The organism is Arcicella aurantiaca, assembly GCF_003148625.1.
Classification (GTDB): Bacteria; Bacteroidota; Bacteroidia; order Cytophagales; family Spirosomataceae; genus Arcicella; species Arcicella aurantiaca.
Genome location: NZ_QGGO01000008.1, coordinates 106,356 through 122,107 on the forward strand (window position 1 = coordinate 106,356; position 15,752 = coordinate 122,107).

At 34.0% G+C, this 15,752-nt stretch carries 16 protein-coding genes; 8 read left to right on the forward strand and 8 right to left on the reverse strand.

What is annotated here, in order from left to right:
• Positions 1–370: 370 nt before the first annotated feature.
• The 5 genes from LV89_RS09600 to LV89_RS09620 all read right to left on the reverse strand — a co-directional run bounded on the left by LV89_RS09600 (position 371) and on the right by LV89_RS09620 (position 7,223).
• Positions 371–3,220 carry a S9 family peptidase gene (locus LV89_RS09600; protein WP_109742672.1) on the reverse strand — a complete coding sequence of 950 codons (2,850 nt, stop codon included), beginning with the start codon at positions 3,218–3,220 and terminating at the stop codon, positions 371–373.
• A 103-nt stretch (positions 3,221–3,323) separates the two neighbouring features.
• A complete protein-coding gene (locus tag LV89_RS09605) occupies positions 3,324–4,346 on the reverse strand; it encodes a LacI family DNA-binding transcriptional regulator (RefSeq protein ID WP_109742673.1) in 1,023 nt (340 codons plus the stop codon).
• A 3-nt stretch (positions 4,347–4,349) separates the two neighbouring features.
• A complete protein-coding gene (gene folB, locus LV89_RS09610) occupies positions 4,350–4,700 on the reverse strand; it encodes a dihydroneopterin aldolase (RefSeq protein WP_109742674.1) in 351 nt (116 codons plus the stop codon).
• A 129-nt stretch (positions 4,701–4,829) separates the two neighbouring features.
• Positions 4,830–6,101, reverse strand: a complete 1,272-nt coding sequence (locus LV89_RS09615; RefSeq protein WP_109742675.1) for a DivIVA domain-containing protein — start codon at positions 6,099–6,101, stop codon at positions 4,830–4,832.
• Between the two features lie 222 nt (positions 6,102–6,323).
• Positions 6,324–7,223, reverse strand: a complete 900-nt coding sequence (locus LV89_RS09620; protein ID WP_109742784.1) for a WD40 repeat domain-containing protein — start codon at positions 7,221–7,223, stop codon at positions 6,324–6,326.
• 180 nt (positions 7,224–7,403) lie between these two features.
• Between LV89_RS09620 and LV89_RS09625 the strand changes: the two genes are divergently transcribed.
• A complete protein-coding gene (locus LV89_RS09625; protein ID WP_109742676.1) occupies positions 7,404–8,039 on the forward strand; it encodes a 4'-phosphopantetheinyl transferase family protein in 636 nt (211 codons plus the stop codon).
• 119 nt (positions 8,040–8,158) lie between these two features.
• Here LV89_RS09625 and LV89_RS09630 read toward each other — a convergent pair whose 3' ends face one another.
• A complete protein-coding gene (locus LV89_RS09630; protein ID WP_109742677.1) occupies positions 8,159–8,998 on the reverse strand; it encodes a transglutaminase-like domain-containing protein in 840 nt (279 codons plus the stop codon).
• 264 nt (positions 8,999–9,262) lie between these two features.
• Here LV89_RS09630 and galE point away from each other — a divergent pair, with 264 nt between their 5' ends.
• The 7 genes from galE to LV89_RS09660 all read left to right on the forward strand — a co-directional run bounded on the left by galE (position 9,263) and on the right by LV89_RS09660 (position 14,799).
• Positions 9,263–10,273 (forward strand): UDP-glucose 4-epimerase GalE, encoded by a 1,011-nt coding sequence (gene galE, locus LV89_RS09635; RefSeq protein WP_109742678.1) that lies wholly within the window; start codon positions 9,263–9,265, stop codon positions 10,271–10,273.
• A gap of 142 nt (positions 10,274–10,415) precedes the next feature.
• Positions 10,416–11,474 (forward strand): dTDP-glucose 4,6-dehydratase, encoded by a 1,059-nt coding sequence (gene rfbB, locus LV89_RS09640; RefSeq protein WP_109742679.1) that lies wholly within the window; start codon positions 10,416–10,418, stop codon positions 11,472–11,474.
• Positions 11,475–11,569: 95 nt separating this feature from the next.
• Positions 11,570–12,418, forward strand: a complete 849-nt coding sequence (rfbD, locus tag LV89_RS09645; protein ID WP_109742680.1) for a dTDP-4-dehydrorhamnose reductase — start codon at positions 11,570–11,572, stop codon at positions 12,416–12,418.
• A 77-nt stretch (positions 12,419–12,495) separates the two neighbouring features.
• Entirely contained in the window at positions 12,496–13,356 is an 861-nt protein-coding gene (rfbA, locus tag LV89_RS09650; RefSeq protein WP_109742681.1) for a glucose-1-phosphate thymidylyltransferase RfbA, read from the forward strand.
• 11 nt (positions 13,357–13,367) lie between these two features.
• Positions 13,368–13,964 carry an ATPase gene (locus tag LV89_RS09655; protein ID WP_109742682.1) on the forward strand — a complete coding sequence of 199 codons (597 nt, stop codon included), beginning with the start codon at positions 13,368–13,370 and terminating at the stop codon, positions 13,962–13,964.
• A complete protein-coding gene (locus tag LV89_RS25495; RefSeq protein WP_170117755.1) occupies positions 13,942–14,091 on the forward strand; it encodes a hypothetical protein in 150 nt (49 codons plus the stop codon). The genes LV89_RS09655 and LV89_RS25495 overlap by 23 nt, the downstream gene beginning before the upstream one ends.
• Before the next feature lie 150 nt (positions 14,092–14,241).
• Positions 14,242–14,799: a pyridoxamine 5'-phosphate oxidase family protein gene (locus LV89_RS09660; protein WP_109742683.1), complete on the forward strand. Its 558-nt coding sequence runs from the start codon at positions 14,242–14,244 to the stop codon at positions 14,797–14,799.
• A gap of 6 nt (positions 14,800–14,805) precedes the next feature.
• Here LV89_RS09660 and LV89_RS09665 read toward each other — a convergent pair whose 3' ends face one another.
• Both LV89_RS09665 and LV89_RS09670 read right to left on the reverse strand, forming a co-directional pair.
• Positions 14,806–15,351 (reverse strand): RES family NAD+ phosphorylase, encoded by a 546-nt coding sequence (locus LV89_RS09665; protein ID WP_109742684.1) that lies wholly within the window; start codon positions 15,349–15,351, stop codon positions 14,806–14,808.
• On the reverse strand, positions 15,348–15,749 hold the full coding sequence (locus tag LV89_RS09670) for an Xre family toxin-antitoxin system antitoxin (RefSeq protein WP_109742685.1): 402 nt from the start codon (positions 15,747–15,749) through the stop codon (positions 15,348–15,350). Before LV89_RS09670 ends, LV89_RS09665 begins: the two co-directional genes overlap by 4 nt.
• Between the last annotated feature and the right edge of the window lie 3 nt (positions 15,750–15,752).

Consider the following 15,752-nt stretch of genomic DNA (forward strand, 5'->3'; position numbering starts at 1 on the left):
TGAAAACAATTTTATTAAAAAGTAAAAATAACTTTAATCTGCATACGTCAAGTGTAAAAAAACGACATTTAAACTTCTATACCCCAAAAGTTTGCTCTGGAGCTTTTAGTTATTTATCATAAAACTGTAATAAATGAATTAGTCCTTTTTTATTTTGCTTACCCCTCTGGTACAGTTTTCATTGCTAAGGCTAATGATGAAACTGCCAAAAAATTTCTTCGTTGCATAAAAGTAGTTATTAATTTCATACACAAAGTTGTTAATTCTTGATATTTAGTTAGTGGTAAAAATCGGGCATATTTTCAGAAATACAAAAAGGGTCGTCATCCTTTTAAAGGACAACGACCCTATAATTACCAATTTTATTTTTTTATTTTCCAACCTCCAACTTTTGATTAATTCCCTTTTCTAAAAGTGGTAAACCCTCCGTCATCCATGCAGGTGCAGGAGCATCTTTTAAATAATGGTCAAAATATTGATAAAGCCTTTTGGCAAAATCCTTTCTGTTTTTTCTTAAAGTCAAACCATGTTTTTCTCCATTATAATTCAAAAGCCAAACGGGTTTATTCAAACGTTTGAGTGCCATATAAAATTCAATTCCTTGATACCAAGGTACAGCACCATCGTCATCATTGTGCATCATCAAAAGTGGTGTTTGTACTTTTGGCGTTTGAAAAAGCGGCGAGTTATCTATGTATTTATCAAACTTATCCCAAAGTGTTCCCCCAATTCTGGTTTGTGATTTTTCATATTGAGCCTGACGAGAAAGTCCTGATTCCCAACGGATTCCACCATAAGCAGATGTCATATTAGAAACTGGAGCTCCCGCTTCAGCAGCTCTAAACATATTAGTCTGTGTAACTAAATAAGCAGTTTGATAACCACCCCAACTATGTCCTGAAATTCCGATTCGGTCTTTATTAACAAAACCTTTTGCAATTATACTCTCCGTTCCAGAAATAATACAGTTGTATGCACTTTTTCCTGGGTCACCAGCTTTGTAAACAATATCAGGTACAAAAATCACATATCCATTTGATGTGAAATATGGGTAATTGATATACGAACGAATTGGCGATGGACTAAAATGTGTATGCAGATTATCCGTATTCTTTTCGTAGAAATAAACCATCATTGGATATTTCTTGGTTGAGTCAAAATTTTCTGGTTTATACAAAAGTCCTTGCAATGGCGTACCATCATAAGCTTTCCAATCAACGATTTCAACTTTTCCCCACAAATATTCTTTTTGCTGAGGATTTGCATCAGAAATTTTCTTCACATTTTGAAAGCTCAAATCCGACGAATACAAATCTGGGAAATTTTGAAAGTTTTGTTTCGTAAATATCAGATAATCAGCACTTTTAGCTTTAATTGGGTTTGATAAACTGAATGATTCTTTGTAAATATCTTTTGGTTTTGTCAACGGACTGGTCGGAATTGCGAATCCTTCGCTCTTATCTTTCTCATAAAACAGTTTCCAGAGAGCATTTTTACCCAATATAAATCGCTCATCCGCATCTAAATTCACGTAGCGATATTTTACACGATTCTCACGCCCTCCAGTTATAAGCATTGGCGTGTTATTTTTCAAGTCAATCGCCCAAGCATCATAATTATCATAAACTACAAACATTGGGTCTTTCAAATCATCGACCCAACCAGCAGCACCATAAGCGGGTGGAAAATCAGGATGGTCGTCATCTTCTTCATAAAACTTAACTTTCTTATTATCAGTTAGTTTTAGCGTTTTTTCATCTTTGATAGAGTAAGCAAACCAAGCAGTATCAGACAATGACCACCAAGTTACATATTGAGCATTTGGCGATAAAGTCGGATTCCCTTGTAAAGCCATCGCAATTTGTTTACGAGAGCCATCTTGAAGATTAACTAAATACACATCCTTTTTGTTGCTCCAATCCCAATGTTGATTTGAATACGGAATATCAGAAATAGCTAAAACTAAGTTATGATTGGCATCTTTATCTAAATTAACAGTCGGAATCTCTAAAAAACCTAATTGTACTATTTTAAGATTATTCAAATTTAAAACTGCTAAATATGAGCGTTTTTTATCTTCTTCTAAACTTACCTTTTGCTGAGTTTGCAGTTTTTTATCCTGCCAATGCCAAACTTCTACGTTTACAATTTCTTCGGGTAAAAGGGTCGTATCTGCAACTATTGGCTTAGGATTGGTTCCGAAAAATAACTTGGTGCCATCTTTAGAAAAACGTGGTTGATAATGTTCGCTAACTAACCAATTTTGCGGAGCAAAAGTCTGATTTTCATCTGCTACCACTTTAGCTTGTTCATCGCCAACTTTCCAGATGTATAGTTTTGGCAAACGAATTTGTGTTTTAGTATTAGTATCTAAATCAGCGATAAAAGCAATTTGTTGACCATCTTCCGACTGTGTAATTTTCTTGAATTTACCTTTTGCTTTTAGGATATTTGTTAAATTACCTGATTGTAGATTATAGGCATAAACGCCCGATAAAAAAGTAGAATCATTCCCTGTTGTACTAAAAACCAACTTTTTAGCTGTTTTAGTAAAGTCATAATCTATTACATAACTAAATACTTGATTCTCATTAGTTTTTAAATTCTTCAATACTAAACGATACCCGTTTTCCTCAGACTCTTTTTTAGATACTTTCTTTTTAGTTTCGCTTTTTACTAAAGTATCTTTCTTTTTGCTAATGTCAATTTTCTTAGCATCCTCTATTTGGTATGCAAGCCACCCTCCTATTTTCTCAGGAATTTTATAGTTCAAAACATGAGGAATTTTTGTTACGCTGTATGTTTTAAGGTTATAAATACCTAAAGAATCTTTGGGCATTTCATCTTTTTTCTTCTTCAAACGTTTTAAAGATTTAACCAAATTCATTTGTGGTTTTATCTTAAAAATGGCATATTCAGAATCATCAGTTAAACGAATATCAGCCGCTCTTTGAACAGAATCTATTTTTGCACTTTTTAAAGAATGAACCACAACACGCCCATCTCCTTCTTGTGGATTAAGTGTATAAATAACATTCGTCCCATCATTGCTAATCATTCGGTCTGGAATTTCTTTCCACGAATCATAGACATCATGAGTCAATACCTTTTTAGGAATTTGTAGAGGAGTTTCAAAATTCTTTTTTGATTTTTTCTTTGTCTGTGCTGATATTGATAAGGATGTTATCAAGCACAAGATTAGTAGTATGTTTTTTTGCATAATATATGTGGATGAAGCTATTGGACGAAAATAAACCTATAAGTTAATCTATTAAAATTAGACAAAACTTATAGGCTCACGAATATTGGTATTAAATAAAATTTTATTTAATCTTCATAGAAGACTCTCTAACTTTTAGTTCTGTTTTTAAAATAATAACTTCTGGATTGTATTGAATTGTTGAATTTTCAATCTGACTAATTAATAAGGAGGTCGCCATTTTTCCAATTTCTGTTGTAGGTTGAGCAACGCTTGTCAATGAAGGCGAAACAATGGTACAAACAGGTTCATCATTAAAACTTACAATAGCAACATCTTCTGGAATTCTGATATTTTTAGCTTTTAATGCTTTAATTGCACCAACTGCTAAACGGTCACTTACAACGACTAATCCATCAGGAGGATTTTGCAATTCAAAAAGATAATTTGTTAACTCAATGATTTTCTGCAAGTTATAGTTTCCATGAACGATTAAACTTTTATCAACTTCTAACCCAGCATGATTGAGAGCTTGCAAATATCCTGTTTGTCGTTGGTTACTCACTGTTACACTTGCAGGGCCAGCTAAAAAAGCTATTCTTTTACAACCGTTATCAATTAAGTGGTTCGTAGCTTCAAAAGCAGCATTTACATTATCAACCATTACTTTGGTAACATCAATTTCACCTGCATCACGGTCAAAAAACACAACAGGAATCCCTTTTCGTTGAAGTCGTTTAAGATGCTCAAAATCGGTTGTTTCCTGCGAAAGTGAAATGATAAACCCTTCTACCTGCCCTCTCGAAAGATTTTGAACATTTGTCAATTCTCGTTCATAAAGTTCACGGGTCTGTGTTAAAAGTAAACTGTATCCTCTTGCAATTGCCTCTTCTTCAATACCTTTGATGACAGATGCAAAAAAATGATATGCCAAATCTGGCACAATTACACCAATAGTTTTTGTACGGCTTTTTACTAAACTTGTTGCTAAAATATTGGGCTGATAGTCCCATTCTTTTGCTAATTTTAGTACCGCTTCACGTGTCTCAGGTTTAATTTCTGGCATATCTCGCATAGCACGAGAAACCGTTGCCACTGAAATATTCAGATGCCGAGCAATATCTTTTATAGTTACTTGATGACCCATAAATTATCCTACTAAGGTTATTTTAGCTCGTGAACATACTCCTCCAATTGGAGGATTAAACTTAGAAACTGCCACTTCAACTTTATCAATTTTAGGGTATCGCTCTCTAACGCTTGAAATAATCAATTGAGCAATATGCTCTAATAATTTAGCTTTAATTTGCATTACACCCGAAATTATTTCATATAAATCTCCATAATTAACGGTATCCTTAAGATTATCAGTATCTGCTGCTTCTGAAAAATCAGTAGTTATCTGAATATCAATCTGATAGCGATTACCTATTTTTTGCTCTTCAGCATAAACACCGTGATATGCAAAAAACTCTAAGCCTTCTAAGGCAATTGTTCCCATATTTTTGAACGAAGCACAATTATTCTTCGATTAATTATCACTACAAACGAAGTTATTTGTAGTACATTTAAACAAAAAATTTCAAGCTGGTTTTTCAACTTGAAATTTTCTAATAGCACTTAAATAATATTAAATATTATCGAAAAAAGACCCTCCGCCATTACTAATTGATGCAGGAGATTCTTTGGCAAATTCTTCCATTACTGATGAAACGGTTGGTAATCCATCATCTTTTGTCAGTTTTCGAGGTCTGCCACGTGCTGCTTTCATTTCTTTTGTCAAATTATCCGCAATTTCATTAAATGGTAGTGAAGACAAATCTACCTGATGTTCTTCACTTAATATTGTATTAACTGTCGGCAATTCTATGTCTTCTTCTTTCTCAGCTAAAATCTTATGAACAGTTGGCAACTCAACTTCTTCTTCGATTTCACCTAAAATAGCATGAGTTGTTGGTAGTTCTGCTTCTTTTTCTACCAAAATATTGTGAACAGTTGGCAACTCTGCTACTACTTCTTTTTCACTCAATATAGCATGAACTGTCGGCAATTCTTCATTCTCATCATCAAAATCACTGGCAGGTTCAAAATCAATTTCAGCTTCATTGCTAACTTCTGGCTCAACGAAATTTGAAGATGGTTCTGAAATTACATTTGATAATTCTGTTCTAATTGGTTCTTCAACTGACTCTAAATCATTAATTATTAAACTACTTGTCGTCTCTTCAACAATAGGTTCAACAATTTTGTTCTCTTCCACTTCTTGAGTAGTCTCAAAAGATAATTCTGGAGTAACAATTGTAGGGATTGGAGCTGTTATGGCTGCCTCTTTTTCTGCAATTTTTATATCAAGGTCATTGAGTCTTGCTTCATTTGTTCTGCTATTGATACGTTCTTCAAACTTAGTTACTTTGTCGAGAGCATCATTAGCAAAACTTTTTAATTCAACCACCAAATAATCTTTATATCGTTCCATTGCCTTGAAATCACGCTCATAATTTTTGAGGTCATTCACGGCATCCTCCACTAAGAATTTGGCTTTACTTTCAGCTTCAGAAATTATCATATCAGCACCTTTCTGAGCTTCGGCAGTTATTCCCTCCGCATCTTTGGTAGCTTTATCTGTAATTAAATCAGCTTCTGCTTGAGCTTTTGAATTTATTTCTTGTTGAGCATCTTCGGCAGCTTTAAGAGTTTTGAAAAGACTATTTTCAATTTCTTTCATTCTTACAATCTCACGCTCAGCAACTTCCAATTGCTGTTTCGATTGTCTAAGTTCCTCCGATACACGTTCCCACTCCTGCGAAAGAGAAAGCAAGAAAGCATCAACCGACTCAGTATCGTAACCTCTAAAACTTTTATCGAAAGTATGTTGTCTGATTTCAAGGGGAGTAATTCTCATGATTTTTTAATTTATTTCCTCAGGTTAAGGATATATAAAACAAAGTTGGATTTTTATAGTTATTAGTTATTAGTTATTAGTTATTAGTTATTAGTTATTAGTTATTAGTTATTAGTTATTAGTTATTAGTTATTAGTTATTAGTTAAAAAGAATTGACTTTCAATCATATAAGTTCCCAAAACATTCGTAACTTACTACTTATTTTCTCTATTCTCTATTCGCTATATCAAGCTCCAAACAGAAATATGTCTATCGTCTGATGCTGTAACTAATAGGTTTTCGTATTGACTCCACCACAATTTATTGATTGAAGTCCCATGTCCTGCGTGACGAGCTTTATCAATAACTTTTAATAATTTGAATTGTTCTGCATCCCAAATTTTCACCGATTTATCCATACTACATGTAGCAAATAACTTTCCGTCTGGACTATACTTTATATCATTTATGGCAAATAAATGTGCTGCAATATCTTCTTGCAACTGATAGCCTTCTTCCGCATTCCAAATTTTTAAGTGAGCATCTCGGCCTGTTGAGAGTAAATACTGATAATCAGGCGAATAGCAAACACTAAAAACTGAGTTTGTGTGGTGATTTAACACTAATTTCAATGAAAAATCCTGCAAATCAAAGATTTTTACAGAAAAATCGCTGTATGCAACTGCAAATTCCCTTAAAATTGGGTTTATTGATATATTTCTAACGCTTTTATCTGATGCTTTAATATGCTTTTTTATACCAAAACTCTCTACGTCCATTACTACAATCGTTCCATCTGATAGTCCAATTAAAGCAATATTTTTATAAATTTTTATGTCAAAAATTGACCCTGAAGTAATTTTTATAGAAGCAATTTCTTCCTGCGAATCAACATCAATCAAATGAATACCTTCAAAATTTTGACCAATCCATAAATGATTTCTTGTTTCATCCAAACACAAAGCATAAATAGAAGCAGGTATTTGAGCAAATAGTTCTCCTGCATCAGGTTTGAGTAAATCCCAACGGACAACTAAGCCATCTCCACCTGCTGAAAAAAACTGACTACTTTCGGTAGCCCTTTCGAGCGTATAAACACAGTCACGATGTCCAGAAAATGTATCTATTTTTTCTACTTGCATTTTGTTGGTTATTGGCAACTGGTTATTAGTTATTGGTAGAAATTACATAAAATATCAGCGAAATTACCTTATTTTGCAGGGAATGACAACATTTTTAAATATGACTAATTATCCATAAAATTATTACCTTTTTCTAACCTCCTGATAACTAATAACAAATAACAAATAACCACCATCAAAATGGCCGTAATTTTTTCAAAAAATATTTCCGAACAATGTATCATCACACTTTGGAAAATTGAGGAAAACATCCATTTCTTTCTTAAATACTTAAATATTAAAGAAGAAGATTTACCAAGCCTTTCTAATGCAACACATCCTTTAAAACAATTAGAATGGTTGGCAAGCCGAACTTGCGTAAAATATACGGTTGAGTTGTTAGAATATAATTATCAAGGGATAGAAAAAGACGAATTCAACAATCCTTTTCTTTGTGAAATTAAAGGTTATGTTTCATTATCACATACTAACGAATATGCAGTGGCTATTGTTAGCTTGACTGATGAAGTTGGTATCGACATTGAGAGAGTTTCTAATAAATTAAGTAGAGTTGCACATAAATTTTTATCTAACCCTGAGCGTATTCATGCAGGTGAAGATTTATTTAAAATGTGTATTTATTGGTGTGCTAAGGAAAGTCTCTATAAATGGTATGGAAAAAAGAACCTTTCCTTCAAAGACAATATTTACATTGAGCCTTTTGATGAAAAACCTAAGACAATCCAAGGGGAAATTTTCATTGATGGTCAATTGAAAACGCAACATGAATTGGGGGTTTTCTATGTTGAAGATTTTGTCATCACAGCAACGATTTAGGGTTAAAAGTTAAAAGTTAAAAGTTAAAACAAAATGGAAATTGAAAAGATAAGTTCCCCAAAGTGTTGGGGATACTAAGATTTCAACACTTCTTATTTAGACATAACTTCATTATTGAATCACGACTTCATCATTTCCTCTAAGGCTCTTTCTATTTCTTTTACTTTGTCATCGTCACCTACTTTCTCAAAAGCCAACGTTAAATTTCTTAACACTCTGCGGATAATATCAAGGTGATTACATGGTTGATAGAAAATCTCATTTTGAGATAAATTAAGTTGAGAAATATAACTATCTATATCTACTTTACTAAAAACCAATCCACGATTAAACACATTGATATAAAATTGCATTCCACCCGATTTATAAGTCAGGATAAATAAATTGGGAAGATTCACACCCCAAATTGGAAGATTTAATTTCTGAGCTACCAATAAATAAATCACACACAGAGAAATCGGATTTCCTTTTTTAGAATCAATTACCACATTAAGCATCGAATTAGACGCTGAATGAAAATGTTTGGTATTTGCTCCAAATTTCAACTTTCCAAAAATAACCGAATTTAGGGTTTTAATTTGGTCCATTGGGTGCATATTATCTCGGATTTCGAGCCAAACTTCATAATAAATTTGTTCTAAATCTTGACGCAATTTTTCCAACGAAAGTTCTGGATATTGATACGTAGCAATTGCCCACATTCCTTCCAAGAGGTCTTGGGATTCACTATTTTTCCATTGTATTAGACGTTGATAAAAAGCATTGTATTGCAAGTCATGGATTAAATCTTCCAGTTTCTTTTGCATTATAGGACTTAAAGAGGATTCTTCCCAACGGTCTTCAAGGTACGGGATAACGGTATCTCCCATTGAACGAATTTTATTTTCTACATGATTTAGAACTTCATAATCATCGTCATCTAATAAAGAGATTAAGGCTTTAATTTCAGATTGTTTCATGTTTTTGAGCGAAATTAGCGAACTGCGATTTAGCGGACAATTTACTGATTTATCCTGAAAGAGACAGGTTCAAATGGTTTCACTATTTATTTAACTAAAATACAATATCTTTTTGATAAGCACAAATACAAAAAAATGATATTTTTACTTACCGTTTACACAAAATACATCAGGATAGTTTTTTCTAACAAGGCATTATTGTATTTTTGTAAAAACGAGTAAATATACTTCTATTCATATATACCTTCTAAAGAAGATTCCTTCATGAAAATTTTAGTCACAGGCGGAGCAGGCTTCATTGGCTCACACACAGTAGTAGAACTTCACAACGCAGGTTATGAATCCATTATTTTAGATAATTTCTCCAATTCAGAGAAGAAAGCTCTTGCAGGAATAGAGAAAATCATTGGTAAATCTGTAAAATATTACGAAGCAGATATTAATGAACCTTCTACTTGGGATAAAGTTTTCTCGGAACAGGATATTGATGGCATTATTCACTTTGCCGCAGCCAAAGCAGTAGGAGAATCTGTTGAAAAGCCTTTAAAATATTATCGAAATAATATTGCAGCAACAGTTTTGATGCTTGAGAAAATGATGGAACACAATGTAAATAACTTAGTCTTTTCATCTTCATGTACCGTTTATGGTGAACCCGATTCTTTACCAGTTACAGAAAATTCGGCTGTAAAACCTGCTACATCTCCTTACGGAAATACAAAACAAGTTTGTGAAGTTATTATTAAAGATACCGTTTCAAGTACCAAACATTTCCATGCTATCTCATTAAGGTATTTTAATCCAATTGGAGCTCATGAAAGTTGTTTAATAGGCGAATTACCATTGGGAGTTCCTGCCAATCTTGTGCCTTTCCTTACACAGTCTGTCGCAGGTATTCGTGGTCAATTAGCGGTTTATGGAAATGATTATCCTACGCCAGATGGTACGGCAGTTCGTGATTATATCCACGTAGTTGATTTAGCAAAAGCTCATGTGTCAGCATTAGATTTACTTCTCAAACAACCCGAAGGAAATTATTATGATTTCTTTAATATCGGAACAGGTACAGGAAGTTCGGTTTTAGAAGTTATTACAGCATTTGAAGAAGCAACTGGCTTAAAAGTTGATTATGCAATTAAGCCAAGACGTGATGGAGATATTACAGCCGTTTATGCAGACTGTACAAAATCAAAAGAAATATTAGGTTGGCAAACCCAAAAATCACTCAAAGATGCTTTGGGTGATGCTTGGAATTGGCAGAAAAAAATAAGTTAGTTTTGTATAAGCAACCAACCCTATCTGAACTGAGATTTGCAAAATTCATGGATTTTAGGATTAAAAACTCAATCCTAAAATCTGTAAATCTTGAAAATCATAGTGCAAACAGAAATAAGATTATATAATTGAATAAAAACAAATGAAAAAAATATTAATCACTGGCGGAGCAGGTTTTATTGGCTCACACGTTGTAAGACTTTTTGTTACTAAATATCCAAATTATCAAATCGTTAATCTCGACAAATTGACTTATGCAGGGAATTTAGAAAATATTTCTGATATTGAAAATTCCCCTAATTATACTTTCGTAAAAGGTGATATTGTTGATGCTCCGTTTATCGACCAACTTTTTGCAGAACATCAATTTGATGGCGTTATTCACTTAGCAGCGGAATCTCACGTTGACCGTTCTATTACCGACCCTATGGCATTTGTGATGACAAACGTTATTGGTACTTGCAATTTATTGAATGCTGCCAAAAATACGTGGAAAGAATCTGGTTACGAAGGCAAACGTTTTTATCATGTTTCAACAGATGAAGTTTACGGAGAATTACACAATCCAGAAGATTTCTTTACTGAAACTACGCCTTACGACCCACGTTCGCCATATTCAGCATCAAAGGCTTCATCTGACCACTTTGTTCGTGCGTATGGAAATACTTATAAGTTGCCAGTTGTCATTACAAACTGTTCTAACAATTATGGGCCAAATCACTTTCCAGAGAAATTATTGCCTCTAATGATTCATAATATCTTGAATAATAAACCGCTTCCTGTTTATGGAAAAGGCGAAAATGTAAGAGATTGGTTATTTGTGGTTGACCATGCAAGAGCGATTGATACCGTTTTCCACGACGGTGTTCTTGGTGAAACTTATAATATTGGTGGTTTTAACGAGTGGAAAAATATTGACATTGTGATGTTGGTTTGCAAGACAATGGATGAAAAATTAGGTCGTCCAGCAGGTACTTCAGAACAACTAATCACGTATGTAACCGACCGTGCTGGACATGACCTCCGCTATGCTATCGACGCTACTAAAATCATGAACGAATTAGGTTGGAAACCATCTTTACAATTTGAAGAAGGTTTAGAAAAAACTGTTGATTGGTTCTTGAATAATCAGGAATGGTTGGATAATGTAACTTCGGGGAATTATCAGAAATATTATGAAGGAATGTACGCAAATAGATAAATAGGGATTAGGGATTAGGGGTTAGGAATTAGTTGAGCAAACATTCTGCACACTAATTTCTAACCCCTAATCCCTACCCCCAAATCCCTTAAATAATGAACATATTAGTATTAGGCGGAACAGGACAATTAGGGCAATGCCTTGGCAAAGTAGCTTCGCAAAGAAATATAACATCCATCACTTTTGCGGATGAAATTGTAGGAAACATTTTAGACATTGACGTTTTAGAAAAACTCTTCATTGCTGAAAAACCTGCTTTTGTCATCAACTGTGCAGCTTATACAGCGGTTGATAAAGCCGAAGACGAAGTAGAACTTTCTCGTAAAATCAATCGTGATGGAGCTGAAAATATTGCTAAACTTTGCGTTAAATATAAGGCAACATTACTCCATATTTCTACCGATTTTATTTTTGAAGGAAATGTTCCTACGCTTCTAAACGAAGAAAGTCCTGCTGAACCGATTAGTGTTTATGGACTTACGAAATTGGAAGGAGAAAAAGCAATTACTGATGTTTTAGACCAATATTACATCGTGAGAACGGCATGGTTATATTCTGAATTTGCCAATAATTTCATGAAAACCATGATTAAATTAGGGACAGACCGTGACTCATTGGGTATTATTGCCGACCAAGTCGGAACGCCAACTTATGGTGTTGACTTAGCAGGTGCTTTATTAGACATTATTGCATCCGACAAAAAAGCGTATGGTATCTATCATTACAGTAACGAAGGAGCTGTTTCTTGGTACGATTTTGCCAAAGCTATTTTTGAAATTGGTAATATTACAGTGGCGGTCAAACCCTTAAAAACGAGCGAATACCCAACAAAAGCTACTCGCCCTGCTTTTTCAGTAATGGATAAAACGAAAATCAAAACGACTTTTGGTATTGATGTTCCCTATTGGAGAGATAGTTTAAAAGTAGCTATATCTGCTCTTTAATTTAATTAAAACATAGTTTTTATGAGAACGAATGATAATCACTCATTCACTCATTCACAATTCACTCATTAAGAAACATGAAAGGAATCATACTTGCAGGAGGCTCAGGCACACGCCTTCACCCATTGACTTTGGCAGTTAGCAAGCAATTAATGCCCGTTTACGACAAACCGATGATTTATTATCCTTTGTCGATTTTGATGCTTGCGGGAATTAAAGAAATTTTAATTATCTCCACACCACATGATTTACCACATTTCAAAAAACTTTTGGGTGATGGTTCACAAATAGGTTGTGAATTTTCTTATGCTGAACAACCACTTCCAAACGGACTTGCTCAAGCTTTCGTGATTGGTGAAGAATTTATCGGAAATGATAAAGTTGCGTTGGTTTTAGGTGATAATATTTTTTACGGAAGCGGTTTGAGTAAATTACTTCAAGCCAATAACGACCCTGACGGTGGCGTTGTATATGCTTATCAAGTACATGACCCTGAGCGTTATGGCGTAGTAGAATTCGACAAAGAATTTAATGTTCTTTCTATTGAAGAAAAACCTAATGAGCCAAAATCAAATTATGCGGTTCCGGGATTATATTTTTATGATAATTCAGTGGTAGAAATTGCAAAAAATATTGCTCCTTCCCCACGTGGTGAATATGAAATTACGGACGTAAACAAAGAATATTTGAAGCAAGGTAAACTAAAAGTAGGCGTTTTGAACCGTGGAACGGCTTGGTTAGATACAGGTACATTTGCTTCATTGATGCAAGCGGGACAATTTGTACAAGTAATCGAAGAGCGTCAAGGATTGAAAGTAGGTTGTATTGAAGAAGTTGCCTACCGAATGGGCTTCATTGATACTGAGCAACTGCGTAAAGTTGCCGAACCATTAGTAAAAAGTGGTTATGGGCAGTATTTGTTGAATTTGTTGAAGTAGTTTTTTTTCCAATGGAAGACAAGTATTTATACATAATTTCAGGTTGCAATGGAGCTGGGAAAACTACTGCTTCATTTACTATTTTACCCGAAATTTTGGACTGTAAAGAATTTGTAAATGCCGATGAAATAGCCAAAGGAATTTCACCATTTCAACCCGAATATGTATCATTAGAAGCGGGAAGAATTATGTTGAATCGAATTAAAGAATTACTATCTGATAATCATAGTTTTGCATTTGAAACTACTTTGGCAACTAAAAGTTATAAGAACACAATTGTTGAAGCCAAATCAAAAGGTTATACCGTTATTCTACTGTATTTCTGGTTAGAGACAATTAGTTTAGCCAAAGAAAGGGTAAAAATAAGATTTTCAGAAGGAGGACATAATATTGAGCATAATGTTATTGAAAGAAGATACAAAGCTGGAATACAAAATCTATTCGATATCTATCTTGATATTGTTGATTATGCACTTATTTTTGATAACTCACAAGGAAATCATCAATTGATTGCTGATAAATCTATCAATGAGCTACTTCATATTATTGATTATGTAAAATTCAACGAATTAAAATCATACTACTATGACTCCACAAAAAACCCTTGAAATAAAAGAGAAAATTCTATTCGGACTTGAAAAGACTTACGAAAACTTGATTGAATATAAGAAATATAAAAAATCAGATTTAGTAGTGATGCGAGATAAAAAAATTGTTAGAATTAAGCCTGAATAATTGCTTGACCACTTGTGAAGAGTGGGTATGACAGTATAAAAATAAATTTTGCCCCCAGAAATGAAAATCCTCTCTAAAATTAATTTAGCGGGGATTTTCATTTATAATTCAAATAGACCATTTATCTTTATCTCCATAAACTTCAAAATAATGGGAAAATTTAGTAATTCTATTAGTCCTGCTCATCAGGAATTTATCAAACAACAGCATATCTTTTTTGTTGCAACCGCACCGCTTAGTACTGAAGGACATATCAATCTTTCGCCAAAAGGAATGGATGCGTTCCGAGTTTTGGGAGAAAACAAAGTGGGTTACATGGACGTAATTAGTAGCGGAAATGAGACTTCTGCCCATACTTTAGAAAATGGAAGAATAACATTTATGCTCTGTTCTTTCGACAAAACGCCTAATATTCTCAGATTGTACGGAAAAGGCTTTGCGGTATTACCAAATACCCCTGAGTGGGATTTATACGCTCCACATTTTACCATTTATCCAAGCACTCGTCAACTTATCGTTGCGGATATTCATTTGGTACAAACTTCATGTGGCTTTGGGATTCCGATGTATGATTACATTGAAGAAAGAGACATACATTTTAAATGGGCAGAACAAAAAGGCGAAGAAGGCTTACAAGAATATATCAAAGAGAATAATCTTAAAAGTTTGGATGGACTTCCTACTGACATTGGGCTGAAAGATTCGTAATCAGTCTTACATTTTCCCCAAAATATCCTCAATCAAATCATTCATCACATTTCCTTGAATTTGTGGTTTTTGGTAACGACTATCGAAGTAAAATGGAGAGATTTTCGTGAGAATACTATCGTTCATTCGCTCATGAAGCGGATTCAAAAGCACATTGTACGATAATTCCGTTTGGGCAGAATGTACCGCCGTCGGGATTTGTAAAGCTAAAAACTTTTCACTTTTAAACCACTGGTTTGTAACGGTTTGTAAAGATTTTGGAGCGGGAGAATTCCGCCAATTTTTCGGCAACATTTCTGCTTCAATCGTCAAAATATCTTCTTGAGCAATTTCAATCGTTCCAACTAACAAATCAGGAAGTTTACTATTTGGAAAACCTTCAAAATAATGTACTAAATATTCTAAAGATGCTAATTCAACCGTTCGAGAAGTGTAAACAACGGGCATTCCAACAGGATTCCAACGTCCTCCCGTAAGTTCTGCTCCTTTCCCCGATAAAAAGTCTTTAGTTAAACCATAACGTGCCGATTGAAGGCGATATAATTTTATCATGAATACGTTCCAAATTCAATTCTGCTCAATACATTATCAACCCATTCAAAACCAGTTACGGTGTCTAAGAGGTCAAGGGCTGACTTATCCCCAAAAATTCGCATTGATTGACGCATCCAAGGTTTAAAATCTTCCAAATTAGCAAAAACCTCCTCACCGTGTTGGTATAAAAGCATTAACTTCAAAAGACGTTCTGTACTTGAAGTATCTAACTGTGTATCAGGCGTATATCTATGAAAAGTTCTTTCAGAAATATTTAAAATGCGTGCCATTTCACGGTCAGAGAGACTTAGTTTTTTTGCTACTAAATCTACCGCTGCACGACTTAACCCTTTGCGAGAAAGCTCAATTAAATCCAAAGGATTTTGAAGACGAGTTAATACAATTGGTTGTTTCATATC

Bases quoted from the DNA above. Each gene is read 5' to 3' on its own strand.
- rfbB (WP_109742679.1), top strand. From the start codon at position 10,416: ATGAAAAAAATATTAATCACTGGCGGAGCAGGTTTTATTGGCTCACAC.
- LV89_RS09630 (WP_109742677.1), bottom strand. From the start codon at position 8,998: ATGAAACAATCTGAAATTAAAGCCTTAATCTCTTTATTAGATGACGAT.
- LV89_RS25495 (WP_170117755.1), top strand. From the start codon at position 13,942: ATGACTCCACAAAAAACCCTTGAAATAAAAGAGAAAATTCTATTCGGA.
- LV89_RS09655 (WP_109742682.1), top strand. From the start codon at position 13,368: ATGGAAGACAAGTATTTATACATAATTTCAGGTTGCAATGGAGCTGGG.
- rfbA (WP_109742681.1), top strand. From the start codon at position 12,496: ATGAAAGGAATCATACTTGCAGGAGGCTCAGGCACACGCCTTCACCCA.
- LV89_RS09605 (WP_109742673.1), bottom strand. From the start codon at position 4,346: ATGGGTCATCAAGTAACTATAAAAGATATTGCTCGGCATCTGAATATT.
- LV89_RS09600 (WP_109742672.1), bottom strand. From the start codon at position 3,220: ATGCAAAAAAACATACTACTAATCTTGTGCTTGATAACATCCTTATCA.
- rfbD (WP_109742680.1), top strand. From the start codon at position 11,570: ATGAACATATTAGTATTAGGCGGAACAGGACAATTAGGGCAATGCCTT.
- LV89_RS09625 (WP_109742676.1), top strand. From the start codon at position 7,404: ATGGCCGTAATTTTTTCAAAAAATATTTCCGAACAATGTATCATCACA.
- LV89_RS09615 (WP_109742675.1), bottom strand. From the start codon at position 6,101: ATGAGAATTACTCCCCTTGAAATCAGACAACATACTTTCGATAAAAGT.
- LV89_RS09665 (WP_109742684.1), bottom strand. From the start codon at position 15,351: ATGATAAAATTATATCGCCTTCAATCGGCACGTTATGGTTTAACTAAA.
- LV89_RS09620 (WP_109742784.1), bottom strand. From the start codon at position 7,223: ATGCAAGTAGAAAAAATAGATACATTTTCTGGACATCGTGACTGTGTT.
- LV89_RS09660 (WP_109742683.1), top strand. From the start codon at position 14,242: ATGGGAAAATTTAGTAATTCTATTAGTCCTGCTCATCAGGAATTTATC.
- galE (WP_109742678.1), top strand. From the start codon at position 9,263: ATGAAAATTTTAGTCACAGGCGGAGCAGGCTTCATTGGCTCACACACA.
- LV89_RS09670 (WP_109742685.1), bottom strand. From the start codon at position 15,749: ATGAAACAACCAATTGTATTAACTCGTCTTCAAAATCCTTTGGATTTA.
- folB (WP_109742674.1), bottom strand. From the start codon at position 4,700: ATGGGAACAATTGCCTTAGAAGGCTTAGAGTTTTTTGCATATCACGGT.